We start from the raw sequence: 20,427 nt of genomic DNA, 5'->3' as shown, positions 1-20,427 counted from the left end.
GGGTTTAGGAACTTCGGCCACTACGTGCTGCGCTGTCTGCTCCACTCCGGGCAGCTATCAGCCCGGGTCAACGCACTCTAGAACCGGAAGAGCCGAAAAATCCCGCCCCTACATGGGGGCGGGATTTCGGTGTGAGCCGCCTGAGGGAATCGAACCCTCGACCTATTCATTACGAGTGAATCGCTCTGCCGACTGAGCTAAGGCGGCAACGCCGTGGGCAGCGCCCACAGCTCTCCCGACTTTAGCGAATCGGGAGGAGGTTAGACAAATCAGGAGCAGCGTGCGCCGGCCTCGGGGACCTTGCCGTCGACGAGGTAGTTATCTACGGCATCCGCAATACACGAATTATCGGGCCGATACGCGGTGTGCCCCTCGCCTTCGTAGGTCAAAAGGTGACCATTGTCTAACTGCTTCGCGAGCGCCTCGGACCACTCGAACGGGGTTGCGGGGTCGCCCGTCGTGCCGATGACGACGATGGGGTCGGAGCCGGCGGCCGTGATCGGCTTGCGCTCGGCGGTCGACTTGTGGGGCCACAGCGAGCAGGCGAGCTCGGAGCCGCCGAGGGTCGGGCCGAAGACCGGGGAGATCTTCTTCAGCTCTTCCCGTTCCTTGGCCCACTGCTCCTTGTTGCCGGTGACCGGGTAGTCGAGGCAGTTGATCGCACCGAAGGCTTCTTCGGAGTTCGTGGCGTAGGTGCCGTCGTCGTTGCGTTCGGACATGAGGTCGGCGAGCATGAGCAGGATTGAGCCGTCACGCTCCTGCATCGCCTGGGCGAGGCCGAGGGTCAGCTGGGGCCAGGCCTCCTGGGAGTACAGCGGGGTGATGACGCCCATGTAACCGAGAGAGCGCGTGAGCTTGCGGTCGCCGTCGGCGGTGGGCAGCGGGTTGGTCCCGAGGGATTCGAAGAACCGGCCGAGTTGCTTCAGGCCTTCTTCGACGTCACCCTTCAGCGGGCAGTTCGGGCCGGCCTGGCAGTCGGCGATGTAGGCGCGGGCGGCCTTTTCGAAGCCGACGGCCTGGCCCTTTTCGACGCCGAAGGTCGACAGCGACGGGTCGAGGGCGCCGTCGAGGACGAAGCGGCCGACGTTCTTCGGGAAGAGGTCGGCGTAGGTAGCGCCGAGGAAGGTGCCATAGGAGAAGCCGAGGTAGTTCAGCTTCGACGCCTTGCCGATCACCGCGCGCAGGACGTCCATGTCGCGGGCGGCGGACTTGGTGTCGACGAAGCCGAGGAGCTTGCCGCTGTTTTCCTGGCACGCCTTGCCGTACTTCGTCAGCGTCTCGACGGCGCGGTGGTAGCCCTCGTCGGTATCGAGGTTGGCGTCTTCGGCACGCATGGCGTCCTTGGCCTTGTCATCGAGGCATTTCAGCGGGTTGGACTCGTTCACGCCGCGCGGGTCGAAGCCGGTGACGTTGTAGGTGCCGCGCAGCTTTTCCGTCGCGAGCCGGTCGGCGTAGCCGACCTGGTTGACGCCGCTACCGCCGGGACCGCCCGGGTTGATGAACAGGGCCGGGGCGCTCTCCCCCGCGCTGACGTTCTGCTTGACGCTGATCTCGATCGTCTCGCCCGTGGGGTCGGAATAGTCGATCGGGACCTTCACCTTGGCGCAGCGGAACTTCTCGCCGCATTCTTTCCACTCCACTTGCTGGGTGTAAAACTCCTCGAAGCCCTCGGGCACGGCGCCCGTGTCGGCGGGGGCCGGGGCGGCCGTCGTGGATGCCTCAGCGGACGGGGAGGTCTCGGTCTTTTGGGCGGTTTGCGAGCAGGCGCTGAGCAGCAGCGCGGATGCGGCAAGGCCGGCAGCGATCTTGGTCTTCATCACTCCACTGTACGAAAAGTCGCCGCGAAAATTTCATGCCTGGGGACGAATCGCGACGAGCATGGCCTCCACCGCCAGCAGCGGCGCGACGTTCGCGGCCAGGCGTCGGCGGGCATCTTCGACGGCGGCCATGCGCTGGACGCTGCCGGCGAGCGTGCCACCGTGGGCGATGCGTTCGATATCGCCTTTGAGGTCCGCGTTGATGAGGGCGGTCGAGGCACCGAGCTGGGTGACAACGACGTCGCGGTAGAGCGAGAGGAGGTCGACCATGATGCGGTCGAGGACGTCGCGTTGGAAGCGCGTCGCGCGGCGCTTTTGGTCTTCCTCGAGCTGTTTCACGCGCGAGCGCACGGCCGGGGGCAGGCGCGTCGTGCCGTCTTCGACGCCGAGGTCGCGCAGCAGCTTTTCGCGTTCGATCCGGTCGCGGTCTTCGGTCGCGGCGGCCGCGTCGTCCTTGGCGAGATCGACGAGTCGGGCCGCGGCGATGACCGCGTCGGGCACGGAGCGGATGTTCAGCGGCAGCTGCAGGATCGTCAGGCGCCGGGAGCGGGCGGCGTCGTCGGTAGCGAGGCGGCGCGCCATGCCGACGTGGCACTGGGCGGCGCGCGCGGCCGCGCGGGCGACGTCCTCGTCGATCCCGTCGCGCGTGGCAAGCAAGTTGGCGATCGCTTCGACGGGCGGGATGCGCAGGCCGACGTGGCGGCAACGCGAGCGGATCGTCATGATGACGTCCTCGGTGGAGGGGGCGCACAGCAGCCAGATCGTGCGCTCGGGCGGCTCTTCAATCGATTTGAGGAGGACGTTGGAGGTGCGCTCGAGCATGCGGTCGGCGTCCTCGACGAGGATGATCCGCCAGCCGCCCGCGGACGGGGCGCGCTGCGCGACCTGGATGAGGCCGCGCACTTCTTCCATCGCGATGACGACCTTTTCCGTCGTCACGCGCGTGACGTCGGGGTGGGTGCCGGCGAGCACCTGGCGGCAGGAGTCGCATTCGCCGCAGCCGCGCGGCTCGTTGCGGCACTGCAGGGCGGCCGCGAACGCCGTCGCGGCGACCGAGCGGCCCGAGCCGGGCGGGCCGGTGAACAGCCACGCGTGCGTCATTGCGCCGGGGCTCGCGAGCGTCTCGCGGAGTTCGGTGACGACGTGGTCTTGCCCGATGAGGGCGTCCCACACGCTCATGACTGCGCGCCCGTCATGCGCTCGCCCACGATGCGTTGCACGTCGGCCGAGATCTCGTCGGGCGTGCGCGCCGCGTCGATGATGACGAAGCGCTCCGGGTAGGCGTGGGCCGCAGCGACGAAGTTCTCGCGCACCTGGGTGTGGAAGGCGAGCGGTTCGCGCTCGAGGCGGTCCGGCTCGCCGGTGCGACGGGTCGCAGCAAGTTCGGGGTCGATGTCAAACAGCAGCGTGAGGTCGGGCATGAGGCCGTGCGTCGCCCAGATCGACAGGTCACGGATCTCTTCGGTGCCGAGGTCGCGGCCGGCGCCCTGGTAGGCGACGGAGGAGTCGAGGTAACGATCGCACAGGACGATCGCGCCGCGCTCGAGCGCGGGCCGCACGACGCGGGCGACGTGTTCGGCGCGGTCGGCGGCGTACAGCAGCGCCTCGGTGCGGGCGTCGATATCGCCAGAGTGCTGGATGAGGCGACGCAGCTCTTTGCCGAGTTCGCCCTCGCCGGGCTCGAAGGTGGTTTCGACCTCGTGGCCGGCCTCCCGCAGGTGGGCGGCCAGGCGCGCAATCTGAGTCGATTTGCCGGCGCCGTCGCCACCTTCGAACGTGATGAACACTGCTCAGCTCTTCTTCGTCGTGGTCTTCTTCTTGGTCGTCGTCTTCTTCGCGGCGCTCGTGCGTGTCTTGCGCTTGGCCGGTCCCTTCGCGCGCTTTTCGGCGAGCAGCTCGTAGGCTCGCTCCGCGGTGATGCCCTCGACGCTCTCGGCGCGCGGGACGGTCACGTTGGTCGAGCCGTCGGTGATGTAGGGGCCGAAGCGGCCGTCCTTGATCACGACGGGCTTTTCACTTGCCGGGTCGGTCCCGAGTTCGCGCAGCGGCGGCTTCGCGGTCTGGCCGCGCCGCATCTTCGGCTGCGCGTAGATCTCGAGCGCCTCGGCCTCGGTGATCGTAAAGATCTGGTCCTCGCTCGTCAGCGACCGCGAGTCGGTGCCCTTCTTCAGATACGGCCCGTAGCGACCGTTCTGGGCCGTGATTTCGGTGCCTTCGGCGTCCTTTCCGACGACGCGCGGCAGGCTCAACAGCTGCAGCGCCTGCTCAAGCGTGACCGTGGAAAGGTCCATCGACTTAAACAGCGACGCGGTCTTCGGCTTCGGCTTGCGCTTGGGCTTAGCCTCGCCTTCGCCCGGTTCGGGCAGCACCTCGGTGACGTAGGGACCGAAGCGGCCGTTCTTCGCGATGATCGTGTGGCCGGACTCGGGATCGACGCCGAGCTCGCGACCGTCGTCGGCGCTGGCCGCGAGGAGTTCGCGGGCCTTGGCCTCGGTGAGCTCATCGGGTGCGATGTCGTCGGGGACGGAGGCGCGCTTGGGCTCATCGCCCTCGCCTTCGGCCTCGAGGTAGGGGCCGTAGCGGCCGACGCGCAGCGTGATGCCGGGCGCGATGTCGACCGAGTTGATGGCGCGGGCGTCGATGTCGCCGAGGCCTTCGACGAGGCCCTGCAGGCCCGTCGCGTCCTTATTAGGGCCGAAGTAGAAGTCGGTCAGCCATTCGACGCGGTCGCGGTTACCGGCCGCGATGTTGTCAAGGTCGGTTTCCATCTCGGCGGTGAAATCGTAGTCGACGAGGCGCGAGAGGTTTTCCTCCAACAAGCGCACCACGGCGAAGGCGAGCCACGTCGGGATGAGCGCCTGGCCGCGGCGGAAGACGTAGCCACGGTCGGCGATGACGCTCATCGTCGCGGCGTAGGTCGACGGGCGGCCGATGCCACGCTCTTCCAGCGCTCGCACGAGCGAGGCTTCGGTGTAGCGCGGCGGCGGGTTGGTCGTGTGGCCCTCGGCCTTCGTGTCGGTGACGTCGAGGAGCTGGCCGGTCTTCAGTTCGGGCAGGCGCACGGACTCGTCGTCGGCCTTCTCGTCGCGCTTCGCGTCGCGGCCTTCTTCATAGACCGCGAGGAAACCGCGGTGGGTGATGACGGTGCCGGAGGCGGTGAGTTCGGTGTCGCCGACGCCCTCGACGTTCGCGACGATCTTAACCGTGTCGGTGTGGCCGGTCGCGTCGGTCATCTGGCTCGCGAGGGTGCGGCGCCAGATGAGGTCGTAGAGCTTCAGCTGCGCGCCGGAGAGCTGGGAGGACAACTCGTCGGGGCTGCGGAACGTGGAGCCGGCGGGGCGGATCGCCTCGTGTGCTTCCTGCGCTCCCTTGGCCTTCTTTTGGTAGACGCGCGGCTTATCGGCGACGTTTTCGGCGCCAAAAAGTTTTTTCGCCTGGCTGCGCGCGGCCAAGATCGCCTGGCCGGACAGCGCGGTCGAGTCGGTACGCATGTAGGTGATGTAGCCGTTTTCGTACAGCGACTGGGCGGTTCGCATGGCATCGCGGGCGCTCATCCGCAGTTTGCGGGAGGCTTCCTGCTGCATCGTCGACGTCGTAAACGGTGCCGCCGGGCGGCGCCGATACGGCTTCGTCTCAACGGAGCTGACGGCGACCGCGTCGTCCTTCGCGGCGGCTTCGATCCCGGCCGCGATCTTTGTTGCGGACTCTTCGTTCAGGACGATGACGCCCGCGTTCTCGGACTTGGTCTTGAGCGCGCCGTCGTCGCCAAAGTCACGGCCGCTCGCCACGCGCGCGCCGTCGACGAGCGAGACCCGTGCCGTGAAGGCGGGTTCGGTGTCTTCGGCGTGCAGCGTCGCGGTGATATCCCAGTAGTCGGCGGCGACAAACGCCATGCGTTCGCGCTCGCGCTCGACGACGAGGCGGGTCGCAACGGACTGGACACGTCCCGCGGAGATCCCGGCCTTGACCTTGCGCCACAGCAGCGGCGAGACCTCGTAGCCGACGAGTCGGTCGAGGATGCGGCGGGTTTCCTGGGCGTCGACTAGTCGCAGGTCGACATCGCGCGTCGCGGACTTCGCGGCCTCGATGGCCTCGGGTGTAATCTCGTGGAAGACCATCCGCTTGACGGGGACCTTGGGCTTGAGCACCTGCAGGAGGTGCCACGCAATAGCCTCTCCCTCGCGGTCCTCATCAGTGGCAAGGATGAGTTCGTCGGCGTCCTTCAAATAGCGCCGGAGTTCAGTGACCTTTTTCTTCTTGTCAGAGTCAACGACGTAATAGGGGTCAAAGCCCTTTTCGACGTTCACACCGAACTTGCCATAGGGGCCCTTTTTCATGTCGGCCGGGAGCTCAGAGGGCTGAGGCAAATCCCGGATATGCCCGACAGAGGCCTCGACCTGGTACTCGTCACCGAGGTAGGCGGCGATGGTTCTTGCCTTCGCCGGAGACTCGACAATCACCAGGGTACGGGTGGCAGCCACGGATCATCCTTTACGCATTTATAGGAGGGAGGGTCTAGGGGTTACCCTACACACCACCGTCGAGCATACGCCCAAACAGTGACGCCACTCCCACCCATATCGGCCTGGTCGCTAAGCTGCGCTCATGTACGTTATTGATCCCGTGACACTGCGCGAGCGCATTACTGACCAGGACGCATTCGATCATGAGCTTGGCCAACTGCGGGCAGCGCAGGCGCGGGGCGCCGATGTGCGAGCCCAGCTCGTGCCGATGTTGCGGATCGCGGGATTCCTTAACGATGCGGAGCGCATGGGGCGTGATTACCTCGGCCAGCTCGATCCCGATGTCTCCCCCGCCCGCGCTCACGCGGCTCGGCTGCGCCTCGCGCACGTCGTGCAGTATCAAGGACGCTTCGAGGAAGCCCGTCAGCTCTTCGATGTCGTCGTGGAAGCGACGGCGGGTTCGCTGCAGGCGTTCGCGTACCAGCACCGAGGCAAGTGCCTGCTCGAAGAAGGTCAGGAAACTGGATCGCTCGAGCTCCTCAAGGCGGGCCTTGCCGATCTTGAAACGGCGCTCACGATGCGTCGCGAGATGGGATCTGACGCGGAGTTGATCGAGTCGTCGGCCCTCGCCGTTAACCGTGCTCAAGAGCTCGTTTCCGACGCCCCCGAAACCTAGTTATCCACAGGGATTATCCACACCTGTGTGCACAACTACCGTCTCATCGCTCAAACCCTGTGGATGACGCGTGGACAACTCGGTGTCACGTCATTTTCTGCAGGATTTAGCGGAAAAGGCACATTAACACAAAGTGCGGCCTGCGCGCAACACAGCCTTTCCTTGCCGAGTTTTCCCCAGTTATCCACCGGTTGTCAACCGGCATACACATGTTTTGTAGGGGCCCTACTAAGCGGGCTGGAGCTCGGTCGATTCTGTCGGTTTGAAGCCGCCCGTTAACCAGATGATTGCCACAAGGACACCGGGAATGATCCACCCGGTGACCCCCAAAATGGTGGCGAGCGAGGTGTCGTAGATCAAGGGTGCGGCGCCGAACACAAATGCAAAACCCGCGGCCCCGTTGAGTGCGCCGTGTGCCATAGCCGCGGGCCAGACCGAGCACGAGCGGAGGCGAACCCAGTAGAACAGAGCACCCATGACCGTGCACATGCCGACCATGGCGCCGGCCGAGACGAGGAGGTTCTTGCCCGGATAGTTGTAGCCGAGGGCGAGCAAGGGCAAGTGCCACAGTCCCCAAATGATGCCCGTGAACACGATTGTGGGCAGGACGCCGAGCCGTGACAAGTGAGGCATGAGCCAGCCGCGCCAGCCGACTTCCTCACCGAGCGCCGGGATGATGTTGAGGAACGAGAAGAAGATGGTGGAGATGATCTGCGCGAACATCACCTCGTGGACCGTCGCGCTGACCTTTGCGATGTCGTCGGTGCGGCCATGAACGGACGCCTGCTCGATCAGGACCGATTGCAGGCCGGACAGGTTAGCGAAATCGAAGCGGTAGAAGCCGAACCAGGAGGAGGTCACGAGCGCGAGGAAAACCAGGAGGATCGTGCCGAGCCAGGCGAGCACGAAGTAGCCGAAGAAGCGGCGGTAGGGCTTCGTGAAGGTCAGCCCCAGCCGCTGCCAGCCAGAGATTTGTCCGTCTTTTGCGGTCATCGGGTAACGCTCGACCGCGAAGACCGTAATGAGCGCGCTGATCATCGGGGTCGCCATCATGGCGAGCGCGATCGGGGTGAAGTAGCCGTGCGCGAGCCCCTTACCGGAAAGGTAAAGCGGCAGTGTGACGAGCCACGGGAGGCCGAGGGCGACCACCAGATAGACGATCAGGGGGCGGGCAAAACCCTTTTTTCGCTCATGAAGAAAGGAGCGTAGCAATAACCGAGGTAAAGAAAAAGGCGCCATCGGTTCCACTGCGCGGCCCGAGCGGGCCGTCGGGGCCGAACCCTGCCTCAACCGCGTGCTCCGGGTGCGGCATGAGACCAACGACGTTGCCACGCTCATTCGTGATGCCGGCGATGTCGTTGATGGATCCGTTCGGGTTAAAGCCGTGATAGCGGAAGACGACGCGACCGGACTCTTCCAGTCCCGTGATGGTCGCTTCGTCCGCGACGTACTGGCCTTCGCCGTTCTTCAGCGGGATCGTAATGATCTGGCCCGCCTCGAACCGGCAAGTGAAGGCGGTGTCGGTGTTCTCGACGCGCAGCTGCTGGTCGCGGCAGATGAAGTGCTGATGGTCGTTGCGCACGAGGGCACCCGGCAGCAGGTGCGATTCGCACAGCACCTGGAAGCCGTTGCAGATGCCGAGGACGGGCATGCCGCCGTTGGCCGCGTCGACGATGGCGTCCATGACGGGCGCGAAGCGCGCGATCGCGCCGCAACGCAGATAGTCGCCGTAGGAGAAGCCGCCGGGCAGAATGACTGCGTCGACGTCGGCAAGGGAGTCGTCGGCGTGCCACAGTGGAACCGCGGTCGCGCCCGTGAGTCGGACAGCGCGCAGCGCGTCGCGGTCATCGAGCGTGCCGGGGAAGGTGACGACGCCAATGCGCAGCTCTTCGACCTTGGCACGGTCGAGTGACGTGTCGGCGTTCAGCGCATAGTTCGCGTTCAGCGGCGCGGACAGGTCAAGTCCGGGCATGGCGGGGCTGGTGGTCGGCACGATCAGTTGCTCCGATCGGTCTCGATGCTGACGACGTCCTCGATGATCGGGTTCGAAAGCGTGGATTCCGCGAAGGCGCGCACGGCGGCCAGGTGCTCGTCGGTGACGTCCCCGTCGACCTCGAGTTCGAAGCGCTTGCCCTGGCGCACGGACGTGAACGAGTGCTCCCCCAAGCGGTTCGCGGCCGTCGCGATGGCCTTGCCCTGCGGGTCAAGAATCTCGGGCTTGGGCATGACGTTAACGATAATTCGACCCATCGTTCCTTCTCTTCATTGCGGAGCTATCGCCGACAGCCTAACGTGCGGGCGGCCGTGACAGCGTACTGATCTCACGTGCCGGGAGTTACAGCTCGGGGTTGGCCCCAGTCAACATTTCGAAAGCGTCGAGGTAGCGCTGCCGGGTGGCGGCGACGATTTCCTCGGGCAGTTCGGGCGGGGCTTGGATACCGGCGTGGTCCCAGCCGGACGCGTCCGACCTGAGCCAGTCGCGCAGGTACTGCTTGTCGAATGACGGGGTGGCCTTGCCGACCTCCCATTGCGCGGCGGGCCAGAAGCGCGAGGAATCGGGGGTAAGGACCTCATCGCCGAGGATGATGCCCTCGTGGGTGGGTTCGGCGCGGCGCCCGAATTCGAACTTCGTGTCGGCGATGATGATGCCGCGGCTCGCCGCGATCTCGGCGGCCGTCGTGTACAGCGCCATCGTCGCCTCGCGCAGTTCGTCGGCGACCTCATAGCCGAGGAGTTCGACCATCTCGTCGAAGGTGATGTTCTCGTCGTGCTCGCCGACGGACGCCTTCGCGGCCGGCGTGAAGATCGGCTCGGGGAGCTTCTCGCCCTAGCGCAGGCCCGGGGGCAGCGCGACGCCGCAGATCGCACCATCGCGCTTATATTCGGCGAGCGCGGAGCCGGTCAAGTAGCCGCGCGCGACGCACTCGACCGGGTACATGTTGAGCTGGTGGCAGATCATCGCGCGGCCCGCGACTTCGTCCGGCACGTCGTAGGACACGACGTGGTTCGGGGCGACATTGCGCAGCTGGTTGAACCACCACTGCGACATCTGGGTGAGGATCTTGCCCTTGTCCGGGATCGGGGTGGGCATGACGTGGTCGTACGCGCTGATCCGGTCGGATGCGACCACGAGGACGACGTCTCCCGTCGGCGAAACGGAGGAGTCCTGGGGCACGTAGAGGTCACGTACCTTACCGGAATACATGTGTGCCCAGCCATCCAGGTCAAGCATGGCGCCCCTTAACGCTCGTGGTGGGTGAAATCCTGTTCCCATGGTGCCACGCCATCGGCGTGGGTGCGGGGTCTCGCCGCCTCGGGTACCACGATGTGGTCAGCCCGCTTAGCAATGTCCCGACGGAAGTGCGATCCGGCGAGCGAAATCTTCGCGAGCGCCGCATACGCGTCCTCGCGGGCGGCGGCGATGTCGTCGCCGGTTCCTACGACGCCAAGGACGCGCCCGCCGGAGCTGACGAGGCGGCCATCGCGAAGTGCCGTACCCGCGTGGCGCACCTTGTCGGCGACAGCATCGACGCCCGTGATCTCGCCGCCCGTGACCGGCGTGCCGGGGTAGCCCTCGCTCGCGAGGACGACGACGATCGCGGCGCCAGGCTTCCAGCGCAGGCTCGGCAGCGTGTCGAGGCGGCCGGTCGCCGCCGCGTAGAGCAGCTCGGGCAGCGAGGACGCGAGCAGTTCGAGGACGGCCTGCGTCTCGGGGTCACCGAAGCGGGCGTTGAATTCGACGACGCGCAGCCCGCGGCTCGTGAGCGCGAGTCCGCAGTACAGCAGGCCCGTAAACGGCGTGCCGCGGCGCTTCATCTCCGCGAGCGCCGGCTGCGCGACCCGCTGAACGATCTCGTCGACGACGCCGTCGGGTAACCAGGGCAGCGGCGCATAGGCGCCCATGCCGCCAGTGTTTGGGCCTTCGTCGCCTTCGCCGACGCGTTTGAAGTCCTGGGCGGGGATGAGCGGGATCGCGTTCGTGCCGTCGCAGACGCAAAACAGCGAGACCTCGGGGCCGTCGAGGTAGTCCTCGATGAGGACCGCGCCGCCCTCGGCGGCCAGGCAGTCCTTGGCGTGGGCGAGTGCCGTGTCGCGGTCATCGGTCACGATGACGCCCTTGCCCGCGGCGAGGGCGTCGTTCTTCACGACGTAGGGGGCGCCGAACGCGTCGAGGGCGGCCTCGGCCTCCTCCAGCGTCTCGGCGTAGCGGGCCATCGCGGTCGGGATGTCGGCGGCCGCCATGACGTCCTTGGCGAAGGCCTTGGATGATTCCAGCTGGGCGGCTTCGGCAGTGGGCCCGAAGACGGCGATGTCTGCGGCGATGAGCGCGTCCGAAACACCGGCGACGAGCGGGGCTTCCGGCCCGACGACCACGAGGTCGATAGCGTACTGCCTCGCCGCGGTGACGACCGCGTCGGGGTCGCACGGGTCAAGGTCGAGATTCTGGCCGATCGCGGCAGTTCCGGGGTTGCCGGGAGCGATGAGCAGGAGTTCGGTCATCGGATCGCGGGCGAGGGCCGCGGCGAGGGCGTGTTCGCGGCCGCCGGACCCCAAAAGCAGGATTCTCACGCTTTGAACTCTATCGCGCCGACGTTGGTAGCGTTAAGGCATGCCCACCGCGGTTTTCGTCGGTCTTTGCACCCTGGATGTCTTCCACGCACTCCCCACGCCCCTCGGGGCGAATGAGAAGGCCCGCGCCCACTGGCAGTACCTCGCGACGGGCGGTCCGGCGGCGAATGCTGCCGTCATTGCGGCGGCGCTCAGCCACAAAACTTTTTTCCTCACCGCGCTCGGTGACCATCCGCTCGCCGAGATCGTCCGCGCCGACCTTTCCGGCCACGGCGTCGCGATTATCGACACGATCGAGGACTCCGGTACTCCCCCGCCGCCGATTTCGCTCATTCGGCTCGCGACCGACACCGGTGAGCGTTCGGTCAGTTCACTCAACGATGGCGCGCTCGGCACCTACGTGCCGGCCGAGCTGCCTACCGATGCGCGTGACATCCTCTTGGGCGCTGATGGTGTCCTGTTCGACGGCTACTTCGATGGCCTTGCCCGAGCGGCGCTCGACGTCATCCCCGACTCCGCCCGCGTCGTCCTCGACGTCGGATCGCATAAGGAGATCTATCGCGAGCTCGCGCCACGCGCCGATATCGCCGCTGCCTCCGCCGAAGCGACGATCCCCGGCGCAGACGATCCCGCCGCGGGCCTCCTCGCGCTCGGCGCCCACTGCGCGGTCACGACCGCTGGTGCCGACGAGATCCGGGTCGTCCACTCCGATTGTGCGGAGACCGTCACTCCCCCGAGCGTCGATGCCGTCGACACACTTGGCGCCGGGGATGCGTTCCACGGTGCCCTGCTCGCTGCGCTTATCGCCCGCCCGGACTGGGACGATGTCGCCGCTGTTGATTTCGCTGCCCGCGTTGCCTCGCACCGCACCACGATCCTCGGGCCTCGCGCGTGGCTCGACACCCTGACACCGCTGCTAGGAGAACTCCGCTCATGACGATCCCATCGCTGCTGCCCGTCCCCGCAAACCTCTCGGTCACCGGCGGCGACCTCGCCCTCGGCACCGACGTCACGATCCGTGCGGAGGACCTGCCGGGCGGCGCCGACCCGGTCGGCATCCTCACCGAGCGGCTACGCACCGCCGCGGGCCTCACCATCGTGGCCGACGCGCCCGTGACGTTCGCGATCACGCGCGATGATTCCCTCGCCGAGGAGGCCTACCGCCTCACGGTCGACGACGCGGGCGTGACGATCACGGCCGCGACCTCCCGTGGCGCCCTGTGGGGCGTGCAGACGCTGCTGCAGCTGTTCCCGGCCGCAATCTTCGGGCCCGGCCCGATGCCCTACGGCGAACTCACGCTCCCCAAACTCCAGATCGACGACGAGCCCGCCCAGGCCTGGCGTGGTGCTCACCTCGACGTCGTCCGCCACTTCTTCAGCGTCGACGAGGTCCTGAACTACGCGCTGCTTGCCTCCCGCCACAAGCTCAACACGCTGCACCTGCACCTGACCGACGACCAGGGCTGGCGCCTGCCGATTGCGGCCTATCCGAAGCTCACCGAGATCGGCGCCTGGCGCGATGGCACGATCCAGGGCAAACACCGCCATGGCGAGAACAACGAGGACGTGCGCGAGCACGACGGCATCCGCTACGGCGGCGCCTACACGCGCGAGGACATCGCCCGCATCGTTGCCGAATGCGAAAAACTCGGGCTGCGCGTGATCCCCGAAATCGACATGCCCGGCCATATGCAGGCCGCCATCGCGGCCTATCCGGAACTCGGCGTCGACGGCATCTCCCACGGCGTGCGCACCAGCTGGGGCGTGTCCAACCACGTGTTGAACCTGTCCGATGCCGCCCTCGATTTTTGCCGCACGATCCTTTCCGAGACCGCCGAGATGTTCCCGGGCGTCCCGATCCATATCGGCGGCGACGAATGCCCGATGACCGAGTGGGAAACCTCCGAGACCGTGACCGCCCAACTCGCCGAGCGCGGCCTCACTCCCGCGACGGCCCAGGCGTGGTTCTTCCGCGAGATGATCGCGCACGTGAACTCGCTCGGCCGCACCGCAATCGTGTGGGACGACGGCCTCGGCGTCCCGCCGCCGGCGACGCGCGAACTCACCGGCGATGTCATCGTCATGTGCTGGCTGAACCAGGCCTACGGCGTCGCTGCCGCGAACGCCGGCTATCCCGTCATCATGACGCCGGTGTCCCACACGTACCTCAACCACGGGATCAGCACCGACCCGAACGCGCCGGGCGAGCAGCTGTCCTTCCAGCCGCCGAACACCATGGCCAACGTTCTGACCTACTCCCCCTACGCCGACGGCCTGAGCGACGACGGCGAGAAGCGGATCATCGGCGGCCAGTTCTGCCACTGGACCGAATACACGCGCAGCTACGCCCGCGTCCAATACCTGTCCTACCCGCGCGGCTCCGTCATCGCCCACATCCTGTGGTCCGGCGACATCACCGACGGCGAGGACTTCCTCGCCGAGACGCTGACCCCACACCTCGATCGCCTCACCGCCGGGGAAGTTAACTTCTCGCGCAACTGGAGGTCGTAATCACCGACCGCGACTGCCCCTTGGCTAGGCCGGTTTCCCTACGAGCTGCCAAGCCGGTTGACGTGGTCAGCGGCCTCCTCGATGAGTTCCTGGTCGTGCGTAATGACGATGACGACGGCCCCACTATCGGCAAGGTGGCGCATCGTGTGGCTGATGGCTTTCAAATGCCGGTAGCCCACGCCGGAGGTCGGCTCGTCGAAGATATAGATCTTGCGACGAGCGGCCTGCGCGGTCGCGATGACGAGCCGCTGCCGCTGCCCGCCTGAGAGCGCCTGCGGATGATCGCTGGCGTGGTCGGCAAGGTCGAGTTGCTCGAGCAACGTCATGCTGTCGGCCTCGGCTCGTTCGCGCTTTTTCAATCCGAGCGTGACCTCGTCGACGACGGTATCGGCAAACAGCTGCCGTGTCGGGTCCTGCATGATGAGGTAGGCGTCTCCCCGTTTCAGGGGCTTGTCGCCGAGCATCATGCGGCCGTGCCGGGTCCGCTCGAGGCCGCAGATGAGCCGGGCGAGTGTTGTCTTTCCGGCACCGTTCTCCCCGGTGAGCGCGGTTACGCGACCGGCGGGGAACAGCATGTGGTCGATATCGAGGACGGGCTCCCGCCGGCGATAGCCGAACGCGAGATTCTCGATGAGCAACCCCGGCCCGGTGGGGGCGGGCTTCTCGGCTCCTGGCAGGCACGCGAGGCTGCGTAGGCCGAGCTCGCGCCGCTCGGCGTCGCTGATGGAAAAGAATTCCTCGCCGTTGCACTGCCGGACGATCCGCCCTTTGTCGAAGACATACGCCCGATCCGCGATTCCCGCGAGGAAGGAGAGCCGATGCTCCGCGACCACGATCGTGTGCCCTTCGGCCTTGAGAAGCTCGATGAGGTGCCGCAGTGCGTGGATGCTTTCGTCGTCGAGGTTCGCGGTGGGCTCGTCGAAGACGATCAGTGGCGTTGTCGCGCACAGCGCGACTGCGCAGGCGACCAGCTGCATCTGACCGCCAGATAACCGCGAGCAGCGCTTTTCTAACAGGTGCTCGACCCGCACCTGGGTTGCCACGTTGCGAATCCGCTCTCGAATCTGGGCGGGATCCCGGCCGAGATTTTCGAGGCCGAACGCGAGCTCTTGGATCACGTGGGTCGTATAAAACTGGGTGCGCGGGTTTTGGAATACCGTGGCGCATACTTCGGCCAATTCGCCCAGCGGAGTCCGCGGGACGTCAAGGTCGCCGACCCTCACGCGCCCGCTCAACTCGCCGTCATGAAAGCTCGGGATCAGACCGTTAAACAGCCGCAGCGCGCTCGTCTTTCCGCTGCCCGATGCCCCACACAGCAGCGTCACCTCGCCTTCGGCGGCGTGCACGTTGATCCCCTCGAGGCTGCAGCGCTTCGCGCCCCGATACGTAAACGTCACGTCCTTTGCGACTGCGCTAATCATCCGAGAAACCTCCACACCAAAAGTCCGACGCTCACGGCGATGAACGCCGCGTCGATGGCCCGGAACCGCAGCACGTTGATCGTCGTCGGGCTGCCGGTTGCGCCCAGCCCCCGAACCAGCGCCGCCGAGGCCAGATCATCGCCGCATCGCACGACGGTCGAGACCAGCGGAATCGTGAAGTACTGCGCCGCGCGCGGCGATGCGATGCTGAGCCGCCGGAGCCGCATTGCCTCCCGGACCGCGTTCGCTTCGGCCCTAATGACCGGCGCAATGCGCAGCGCGACCGACAGCGGAATCGTGAGACTCTGCGGTACCCGGCTCGCCGATAGTGCGGCCGAAAGCGTTGCGGGCCGGATGACGAGGATTGCGTACGCCCCGGCCCCCGCGACGACGGCCAACCGAAGCATCCACTCCAAAAAGACCGTGAACAGCGCCGAAGCACTGGAATGCCAAACCATGGGAATCAGGCGCACTGCAGCAAAGCAGAGCGCGAACATCGCGGCATAGCCGCCGAGCAACCGCCAGGTGACTCCTTCCCCGATGCTCGGTCCGGCGCTTGCCAGGAGCAACAAGACGATCAGTTGACACGTTAGGACGAACCAGGGCGAGGGCGATCCGTAAACGGTCGTGGAAAGGGCGATCAGCAGAACGAGAATGCTCCGAGGATCAGGTGCCGTCACACGAGTCCTGCACGTTCAAAATGCTTGCGTCCAATCGCCACCCCGAGGGCGCCTGAGCCGAGCGCGATCACGAACATGACCGCGAACAAGATCAGCAGCGTCGTCGGCGTCACGATGTCGAAAAGCTTCGCGGCATATTCTGCCCCCATCTCCTGTTCGATCCCGGCAACGTAGGCATCCCGATCGAGGAAGAGCGGCACCCACGGCGAGATATACAGCGGCACAATAAACAGCGCGTACGCGATCGGGACGCGCACCATCGCCCTGGACGGTCCCCGCGTGATCACCAGGTCCGCGCACAGTCCGCCGACGAGAGCGAAGATGATGCCACCAGCCCAGTGACCCGTACCCATAAAGAAGAGCGAGATCAGCAGAGACATGATCGTGACGGCACCGAATTTGGGGGTGCGCGCGGTAAAGAGTGCAAATACGATCCCGACGCCGATAATCCCGAGGAAGAATCCGACGAACATGAGGATCGGAATAAACCCGAGCATTCCGGTCCCGAAAATAATGACGAAGATCAGCGCGGTGAACACGCCGATACTGATGAAATCTCTGGTCGTCAGGCCTGACCGGTCGACGCGTGCGGTCGTAAACATGAAAAGGGGTTCCTTTCTAGCGCAGAGCCCAACCGCGTGCGGCGGTTCGCTCGTTCCAAAAACGGGTGTATTGCCCACCGGCAGCAAGGAGTTCCTCGTGTCGGCCCTGCTGGCAGATGTGACCCGTGGCATCCAAGACGACGATCTGATCGGCCGCGGCGATGGTTTCCAACTTGTGGGCGATGACGATCAGGGTCGAGTTTTTTCGCAGCTCGCTCATCGCGTGGATGATGTTGGCTTCGTTTTCCGCATCCAACGCGCTCGTTGCCTCGTCGAACAGCACGATCGGCGCCTGTTTCACCAGGGCGCGCGCGATCGAGACGCGCTGGCGTTCGCCGCCGGATAGCGCGCGGCCACCTTCCCCGACGCGGGTGTCCCATCCGGCCGGCAAGCGCTTGACGATCTCGCTCACGCCGGCGAGCTCGGCCGCCCACCGCACCTGCTCGGGCGAGGCAGCGGGGTTGCCGAGCTGGATATTGGCCTCCAGCGTGTCATCGAACAGATACACGTCCTGGAAGACCAGCGACAGCTGCGTCATGAGGTCGGTGGTCGTCAGCTCGGTGACGTTCACGCCGCCGACTAGCACGTCGCCCGCGGAGGTGTCCCAAAAGCGTGCGACCAACCGGGCGATCGTCGTCTTGCCGCAACCTGAGGGGCCGACAAGGGCACACATGGTGCCCGGCGCGACCCGGAAGCTGATGTCATGCAGCACCGGGGTTCCCTCGTAATACGAAAACGAAACGTTCTTAAGCGCGACTTCGCCCGGGTTTGTCAGCGGCGCGGACACCTCGGGTTCGCTCAGCGACGGCGTGTCCATCACCTCATCGACGTGGTCCATGAGCTCGCGGCGTTCCTCGATCCCGATGATCTGGGTGACGAGGTCTTCGAGCATGGTGGTGAACCGCAGGCACATGCCGATCGTGATGACGGCGGCAAAGCCCTCCCACTGTCCCGTGATCGCGAAGTGGGCGGTCATCATGATCATCACGACGATGATGACCTGGACGAGGGCGCCGTTGATGACGCTGCCGGCGGTCTCGAGCCACAGCGCCTTGCGGCCAGTGCGCAGGCTCGTGTCAAAGGCCCGTTCGAGCGCCGGATAGTTGGCGGCCTGGCGGCACGAGCGCAGCGCGCCCTGGCACTTCGCGTATTCGACCATCCGGGTCGAGAGCTCTTCTTCGCCGGGCTCGGCGATCTTCTTACCGCGTGCCACGAGCCGCTGGGAGACCAGCATGAGCCCGATCACGACGGGACAGGCGAGGAGCAGGAACAGGCCGAGGCGCCAGTCCCAGAACCACACGCCGATCATGATGACGACGGCCGAGGTTGCGCGTTGGATGACCGCATAGACGAAGTGGGCGATCGACTCTCCCAGGTTCAACATCTCCTGGCTCACCATCCGCGAGTACTTGCCGGGGCTTGCCCCGTCGAATGCGCCGATCGGCATCGAGGCCACCTTCGCTCCCAGCGCTTCGTGGATCTCGTGGATGAAGCCCAAGGCTCCGATGTACCCCGTGCGCATGCCCCAAAAATCGAGGGCTGCAGCGACGATCGCGATCACGGAAAGGACGACGAGCCACTCGGCTAGCCCGAGCCCCCAGCTGGGCCCACCGGTAACGAGGGCCGCCATCGCGGGCAGGAGCGCGAGGAGCGCAAACCCGTGGAGGGCACCGACGATCGCGCCGAGGCTAACACCCGTGATGGTCCGCCCCCACGACTCAACGGACATGAGGCGGCGGTAGCGCGGAAGAAGCGGTCCGCTCATTTCACGTTCTCCTTCACTTCTCCCTGGGCAAGCAGCGCCTGGTAGTGCGCATTGCCCAGCAGTTGCTCGTGCGTCCCGCACGCTTGGATTCCGCCGCGGTTCATCACGACGATCTGATCGGCTCCCCGAATGGAGGCGAGCCGGTGCGCGATCACGAGAACGGTCCTGCCCTGCGACAGGCGCGTGAGCGCTTGTTGGATGAGGGCCTCCGATTCGGGATCAGCCATCGCCGTGGCTTCGTCCAGGACCAAGATCGGGGCGTCTTTCATCAGCGCCCGCGCGATCGCGATGCGGGCGGCCTGCCCACCCGAGAGTTGCGTATCATCCCCGACGACGGTGTCGTAGCCGCGCGGCAGGCTCATAATGAAGTCGTCGATGCAGGCCGCCTGCGCGGCCTGCCGGATCTCGTCCAGGCTCGCCGCCGGGCAAGCCAGCGCGATATTCGCGGCGAGGCTGTCCCTAATCAGCTGCGCGTCCTGCAGGACGAACGCGACCGTGTCGTACAGGGTCTGCTCGTCCATGTCCATAAGGTCCACGCCGCCGATCGAGATGCGCCCCTCATCGGGGTCGGCAAAGCGCGCGACGAGTGTCGCGAGCGTGGATTTGCCCGACCCAGACGGGCCGACGAGCGCCGTCACCGCCCCTTGCGGAATCTCGACACTGACCTGGTCCAGCGCCCTGGTCTCGCCATAGGAGTAGCTGACGTCCTGGACTCGGATGTCGAAGGAGGTCGGCTGCATTCCTATCTCCGGCCAGGTAAGGACGGGCAGGTCCATCATGTTGACCAGCCGGACCGCCGCGGAGCCGGCGAGCTGATACGACCAGCTGATCATCGCGACTGTCATGACTGCGCCCGGAAGTACGAGGGCGATGAGGGTCGTGGCGATGACCTTTTCCGCCGTGACCACGCCCGCGGCGAGCAGGGCAGCGCCGCCTCCGAGATTGACAACTAGCAGTACGGGGATCGAGACCCAGGAAAACGACAGGCAGGACATCGACACCAGCGGCATGGCCCACGCGTGGTAGAACTGCGAAAACTGGCCGGCCGCCTCTAGGTAGGCCCGATGCGCCTGGCCGACCTTGCCGAAGGCCTTCACGACCGAGATCCCCGCGATGAACTCCGCCATCGTCGACGACACGCGGGCGAGCTTGGTATCCATCTGCGCGGTCTTTTCCCCCATGCCCCGCATCGACAGCCCGTACATCCCGAGGTAGAGCGGGAACGTGGCAATCGACAACAGACCGAGGCGCCAGTCGAGGTAGAACGCGTAGGCGAGCAGGCAGACGGGCGAGACGATCGCGTTGAGTTTTTCGACCGGGCCGTGCGCGATGACGGTATGCGCGGTGGCGGTATCGTCCTGGATGCTCTTGCGGATCTGCCCGGAACTCGTGCGGGTGAACCATGACAGCTCGACGCGGGCGAGTTTGTTCGTGATCTCCCGACGCATCTGCGACCGCAAGTCGAGGTCGACGACATGGGTGGCGAGTAGCGCCAAGAAGTAGAGGAAGAGTCGGGTCGTGTATGCCCCGATGAGAATCATGACGATGCGCCAGGCGCGGTCAGGATCGAACTGGCCGAGCAGTGCCCCGCCCAGTTCCACCAACGCGACGTAGGGCGCGATCGAAAGGACGCCCGAGAGGAAGGCCAGCAGTTGGGCGATGCGAATCTTTTTCCGCACCGGCACCATCAGGCGTTTGATCGCCCGCTGCCCCGCTATGGATTGCGCTTTGCCGTCTTGCTCTTCACTCGTGTCATCCACGCTCCCTCTATTCATGAGGTAAGGCTAACCTAATGTTAAGGCGGGATCAAACCGCGTTTTGCCGCAATATCGGTCAAGTCCCTTGTAGTGGTGTAACGGCGTTTTCCTCTCGTTTGGGGTTTTAGCTTGCTAGTGCGGGCGTGTCGGTATCGGTCATGGTCGT

The 20,427-nt window shown here is 65.7% G+C and carries 15 protein-coding genes, 1 tRNA gene and 2 pseudogenes; 3 read left to right on the top strand and 15 right to left on the bottom strand.

What is annotated here, in order from left to right; genetic code table 11:
- Positions 1–134: 134 nt before the first annotated feature.
- From BSZ39_RS08400 to topA, 5 genes and pseudogenes are all read right to left on the bottom strand, one after another.
- A tRNA-Thr gene (locus BSZ39_RS08400) sits at positions 135–207 on the bottom strand.
- Positions 208–269: 62 nt separating this feature from the next.
- Positions 270–1,520: pseudogene (locus tag BSZ39_RS08395) on the bottom strand (alpha/beta hydrolase); the annotation flags it as partial.
- 330 nt (positions 1,521–1,850) lie between these two features.
- Positions 1,851–2,996: a DNA polymerase III subunit delta' gene (locus BSZ39_RS08390; protein ID WP_073716894.1), complete on the bottom strand. Its 1,146-nt coding sequence runs from the start codon at positions 2,994–2,996 to the stop codon at positions 1,851–1,853.
- The gene (gene tmk / locus BSZ39_RS08385) at positions 2,993–3,604 is read right to left on the bottom strand and encodes a dTMP kinase (RefSeq protein WP_073716893.1); all 612 of its coding nucleotides are present in this window, start codon (positions 3,602–3,604) and stop codon (positions 2,993–2,995) included. Before tmk ends, BSZ39_RS08390 begins: the two co-directional genes overlap by 4 nt.
- A gap of 3 nt (positions 3,605–3,607) precedes the next feature.
- The gene (gene topA / locus BSZ39_RS08380) at positions 3,608–6,298 is read right to left on the bottom strand and encodes a type I DNA topoisomerase (RefSeq protein ID WP_073716892.1); all 2,691 of its coding nucleotides are present in this window, start codon (positions 6,296–6,298) and stop codon (positions 3,608–3,610) included.
- A 124-nt stretch (positions 6,299–6,422) separates the two neighbouring features.
- Between topA and BSZ39_RS08375 the strand changes: the two genes are divergently transcribed.
- Complete coding sequence (locus BSZ39_RS08375) at positions 6,423–6,956, top strand: hypothetical protein (protein ID WP_143180447.1); 534 nt, start codon at positions 6,423–6,425, stop codon at positions 6,954–6,956.
- Between the two features lie 228 nt (positions 6,957–7,184).
- On the opposite strand, the gene BSZ39_RS08370 is transcribed toward BSZ39_RS08375, so the two are convergent.
- The 5 genes and pseudogenes from BSZ39_RS08370 to purD form a co-directional block, all read right to left on the bottom strand.
- A complete protein-coding gene (locus BSZ39_RS08370) occupies positions 7,185–8,105 on the bottom strand; it encodes a CPBP family intramembrane glutamic endopeptidase (RefSeq protein ID WP_158025141.1) in 921 nt (306 codons plus the stop codon).
- A gap of 40 nt (positions 8,106–8,145) precedes the next feature.
- Entirely contained in the window at positions 8,146–8,949 is an 804-nt protein-coding gene (purQ, locus tag BSZ39_RS08365; RefSeq protein WP_245792470.1) for a phosphoribosylformylglycinamidine synthase subunit PurQ, read from the bottom strand.
- Between the two features lie 2 nt (positions 8,950–8,951).
- Positions 8,952–9,206 (bottom strand): phosphoribosylformylglycinamidine synthase subunit PurS, encoded by a 255-nt coding sequence (locus BSZ39_RS08360; protein ID WP_073716889.1) that lies wholly within the window; start codon positions 9,204–9,206, stop codon positions 8,952–8,954.
- An 85-nt stretch (positions 9,207–9,291) separates the two neighbouring features.
- Positions 9,292–10,188, bottom strand: a pseudogene (locus BSZ39_RS08355) (phosphoribosylaminoimidazolesuccinocarboxamide synthase).
- An 8-nt stretch (positions 10,189–10,196) separates the two neighbouring features.
- A complete protein-coding gene (gene purD, locus BSZ39_RS08350; RefSeq protein WP_073716888.1) occupies positions 10,197–11,525 on the bottom strand; it encodes a phosphoribosylamine--glycine ligase in 1,329 nt (442 codons plus the stop codon).
- 40 nt (positions 11,526–11,565) lie between these two features.
- Here purD and BSZ39_RS08345 point away from each other — a divergent pair, with 40 nt between their 5' ends.
- A complete protein-coding gene (locus BSZ39_RS08345) occupies positions 11,566–12,462 on the top strand; it encodes a carbohydrate kinase family protein (RefSeq protein ID WP_073716887.1) in 897 nt (298 codons plus the stop codon).
- The gene (locus tag BSZ39_RS08340; RefSeq protein ID WP_073716886.1) at positions 12,459–14,036 is read left to right on the top strand and encodes a beta-N-acetylhexosaminidase; all 1,578 of its coding nucleotides are present in this window, start codon (positions 12,459–12,461) and stop codon (positions 14,034–14,036) included. Before BSZ39_RS08345 ends, BSZ39_RS08340 begins: the two co-directional genes overlap by 4 nt.
- Before the next feature lie 38 nt (positions 14,037–14,074).
- Here BSZ39_RS08340 and BSZ39_RS08335 read toward each other — a convergent pair whose 3' ends face one another.
- Genes BSZ39_RS08335 through BSZ39_RS08315 form a run of 5 tightly spaced genes read right to left on the bottom strand, consistent with a single transcriptional unit; the run spans position 14,075 to position 20,279 of the window.
- Positions 14,075–15,457, bottom strand: a complete 1,383-nt coding sequence (locus BSZ39_RS08335) for an ABC transporter ATP-binding protein (protein ID WP_073716885.1) — start codon at positions 15,455–15,457, stop codon at positions 14,075–14,077.
- Positions 15,454–16,137 carry an energy-coupling factor transporter transmembrane component T family protein gene (locus BSZ39_RS08330; RefSeq protein WP_073716884.1) on the bottom strand — a complete coding sequence of 228 codons (684 nt, stop codon included), beginning with the start codon at positions 16,135–16,137 and terminating at the stop codon, positions 15,454–15,456. Before BSZ39_RS08330 ends, BSZ39_RS08335 begins: the two co-directional genes overlap by 4 nt.
- Complete coding sequence (locus tag BSZ39_RS08325; RefSeq protein ID WP_073716883.1) at positions 16,134–16,739, bottom strand: MptD family putative ECF transporter S component; 606 nt, start codon at positions 16,737–16,739, stop codon at positions 16,134–16,136. Before BSZ39_RS08325 ends, BSZ39_RS08330 begins: the two co-directional genes overlap by 4 nt.
- A gap of 16 nt (positions 16,740–16,755) precedes the next feature.
- Positions 16,756–18,504, bottom strand: coding sequence for an ABC transporter ATP-binding protein (locus BSZ39_RS08320; RefSeq protein ID WP_073716882.1), 1,749 nt, complete (start codon positions 18,502–18,504; stop codon positions 16,756–16,758).
- Positions 18,501–20,279, bottom strand: coding sequence for an ABC transporter ATP-binding protein (locus BSZ39_RS08315; protein WP_245792469.1), 1,779 nt, complete (start codon positions 20,277–20,279; stop codon positions 18,501–18,503). The genes BSZ39_RS08320 and BSZ39_RS08315 overlap by 4 nt, the downstream gene beginning before the upstream one ends.
- Positions 20,280–20,427: the final 148 nt, after the last annotated feature.

It is taken from the genome of Bowdeniella nasicola, assembly GCF_001907295.1.
Classification (GTDB): Bacteria; Actinomycetota; Actinomycetes; order Actinomycetales; family Actinomycetaceae; genus Bowdeniella; species Bowdeniella nasicola.
This window is presented reverse-complemented; position numbering and strand designations above follow the sequence as displayed.

Excerpts from the sequence above, each read along its gene's own strand:
- BSZ39_RS08375 (WP_143180447.1), top strand. The coding sequence starts at position 6,423 with ATGTACGTTATTGATCCCGTGACACTGCGCGAGCGCATTACTGACCAG.
- BSZ39_RS08390 (WP_073716894.1), bottom strand. The coding sequence starts at position 2,996 with ATGAGCGTGTGGGACGCCCTCATCGGGCAAGACCACGTCGTCACCGAA.
- BSZ39_RS08325 (WP_073716883.1), bottom strand. The coding sequence starts at position 16,739 with ATGTTTACGACCGCACGCGTCGACCGGTCAGGCCTGACGACCAGAGAT.
- BSZ39_RS08345 (WP_073716887.1), top strand. The coding sequence starts at position 11,566 with ATGCCCACCGCGGTTTTCGTCGGTCTTTGCACCCTGGATGTCTTCCAC.
- BSZ39_RS08340 (WP_073716886.1), top strand. The coding sequence starts at position 12,459 with ATGACGATCCCATCGCTGCTGCCCGTCCCCGCAAACCTCTCGGTCACC.
- BSZ39_RS08360 (WP_073716889.1), bottom strand. The coding sequence starts at position 9,206 with ATGGGTCGAATTATCGTTAACGTCATGCCCAAGCCCGAGATTCTTGAC.
- BSZ39_RS08320 (WP_073716882.1), bottom strand. The coding sequence starts at position 18,504 with ATGAGCGGACCGCTTCTTCCGCGCTACCGCCGCCTCATGTCCGTTGAG.
- BSZ39_RS08315 (WP_245792469.1), bottom strand. The coding sequence starts at position 20,279 with ATGAATAGAGGGAGCGTGGATGACACGAGTGAAGAGCAAGACGGCAAA.
- BSZ39_RS08335 (WP_073716885.1), bottom strand. The coding sequence starts at position 15,457 with ATGATTAGCGCAGTCGCAAAGGACGTGACGTTTACGTATCGGGGCGCG.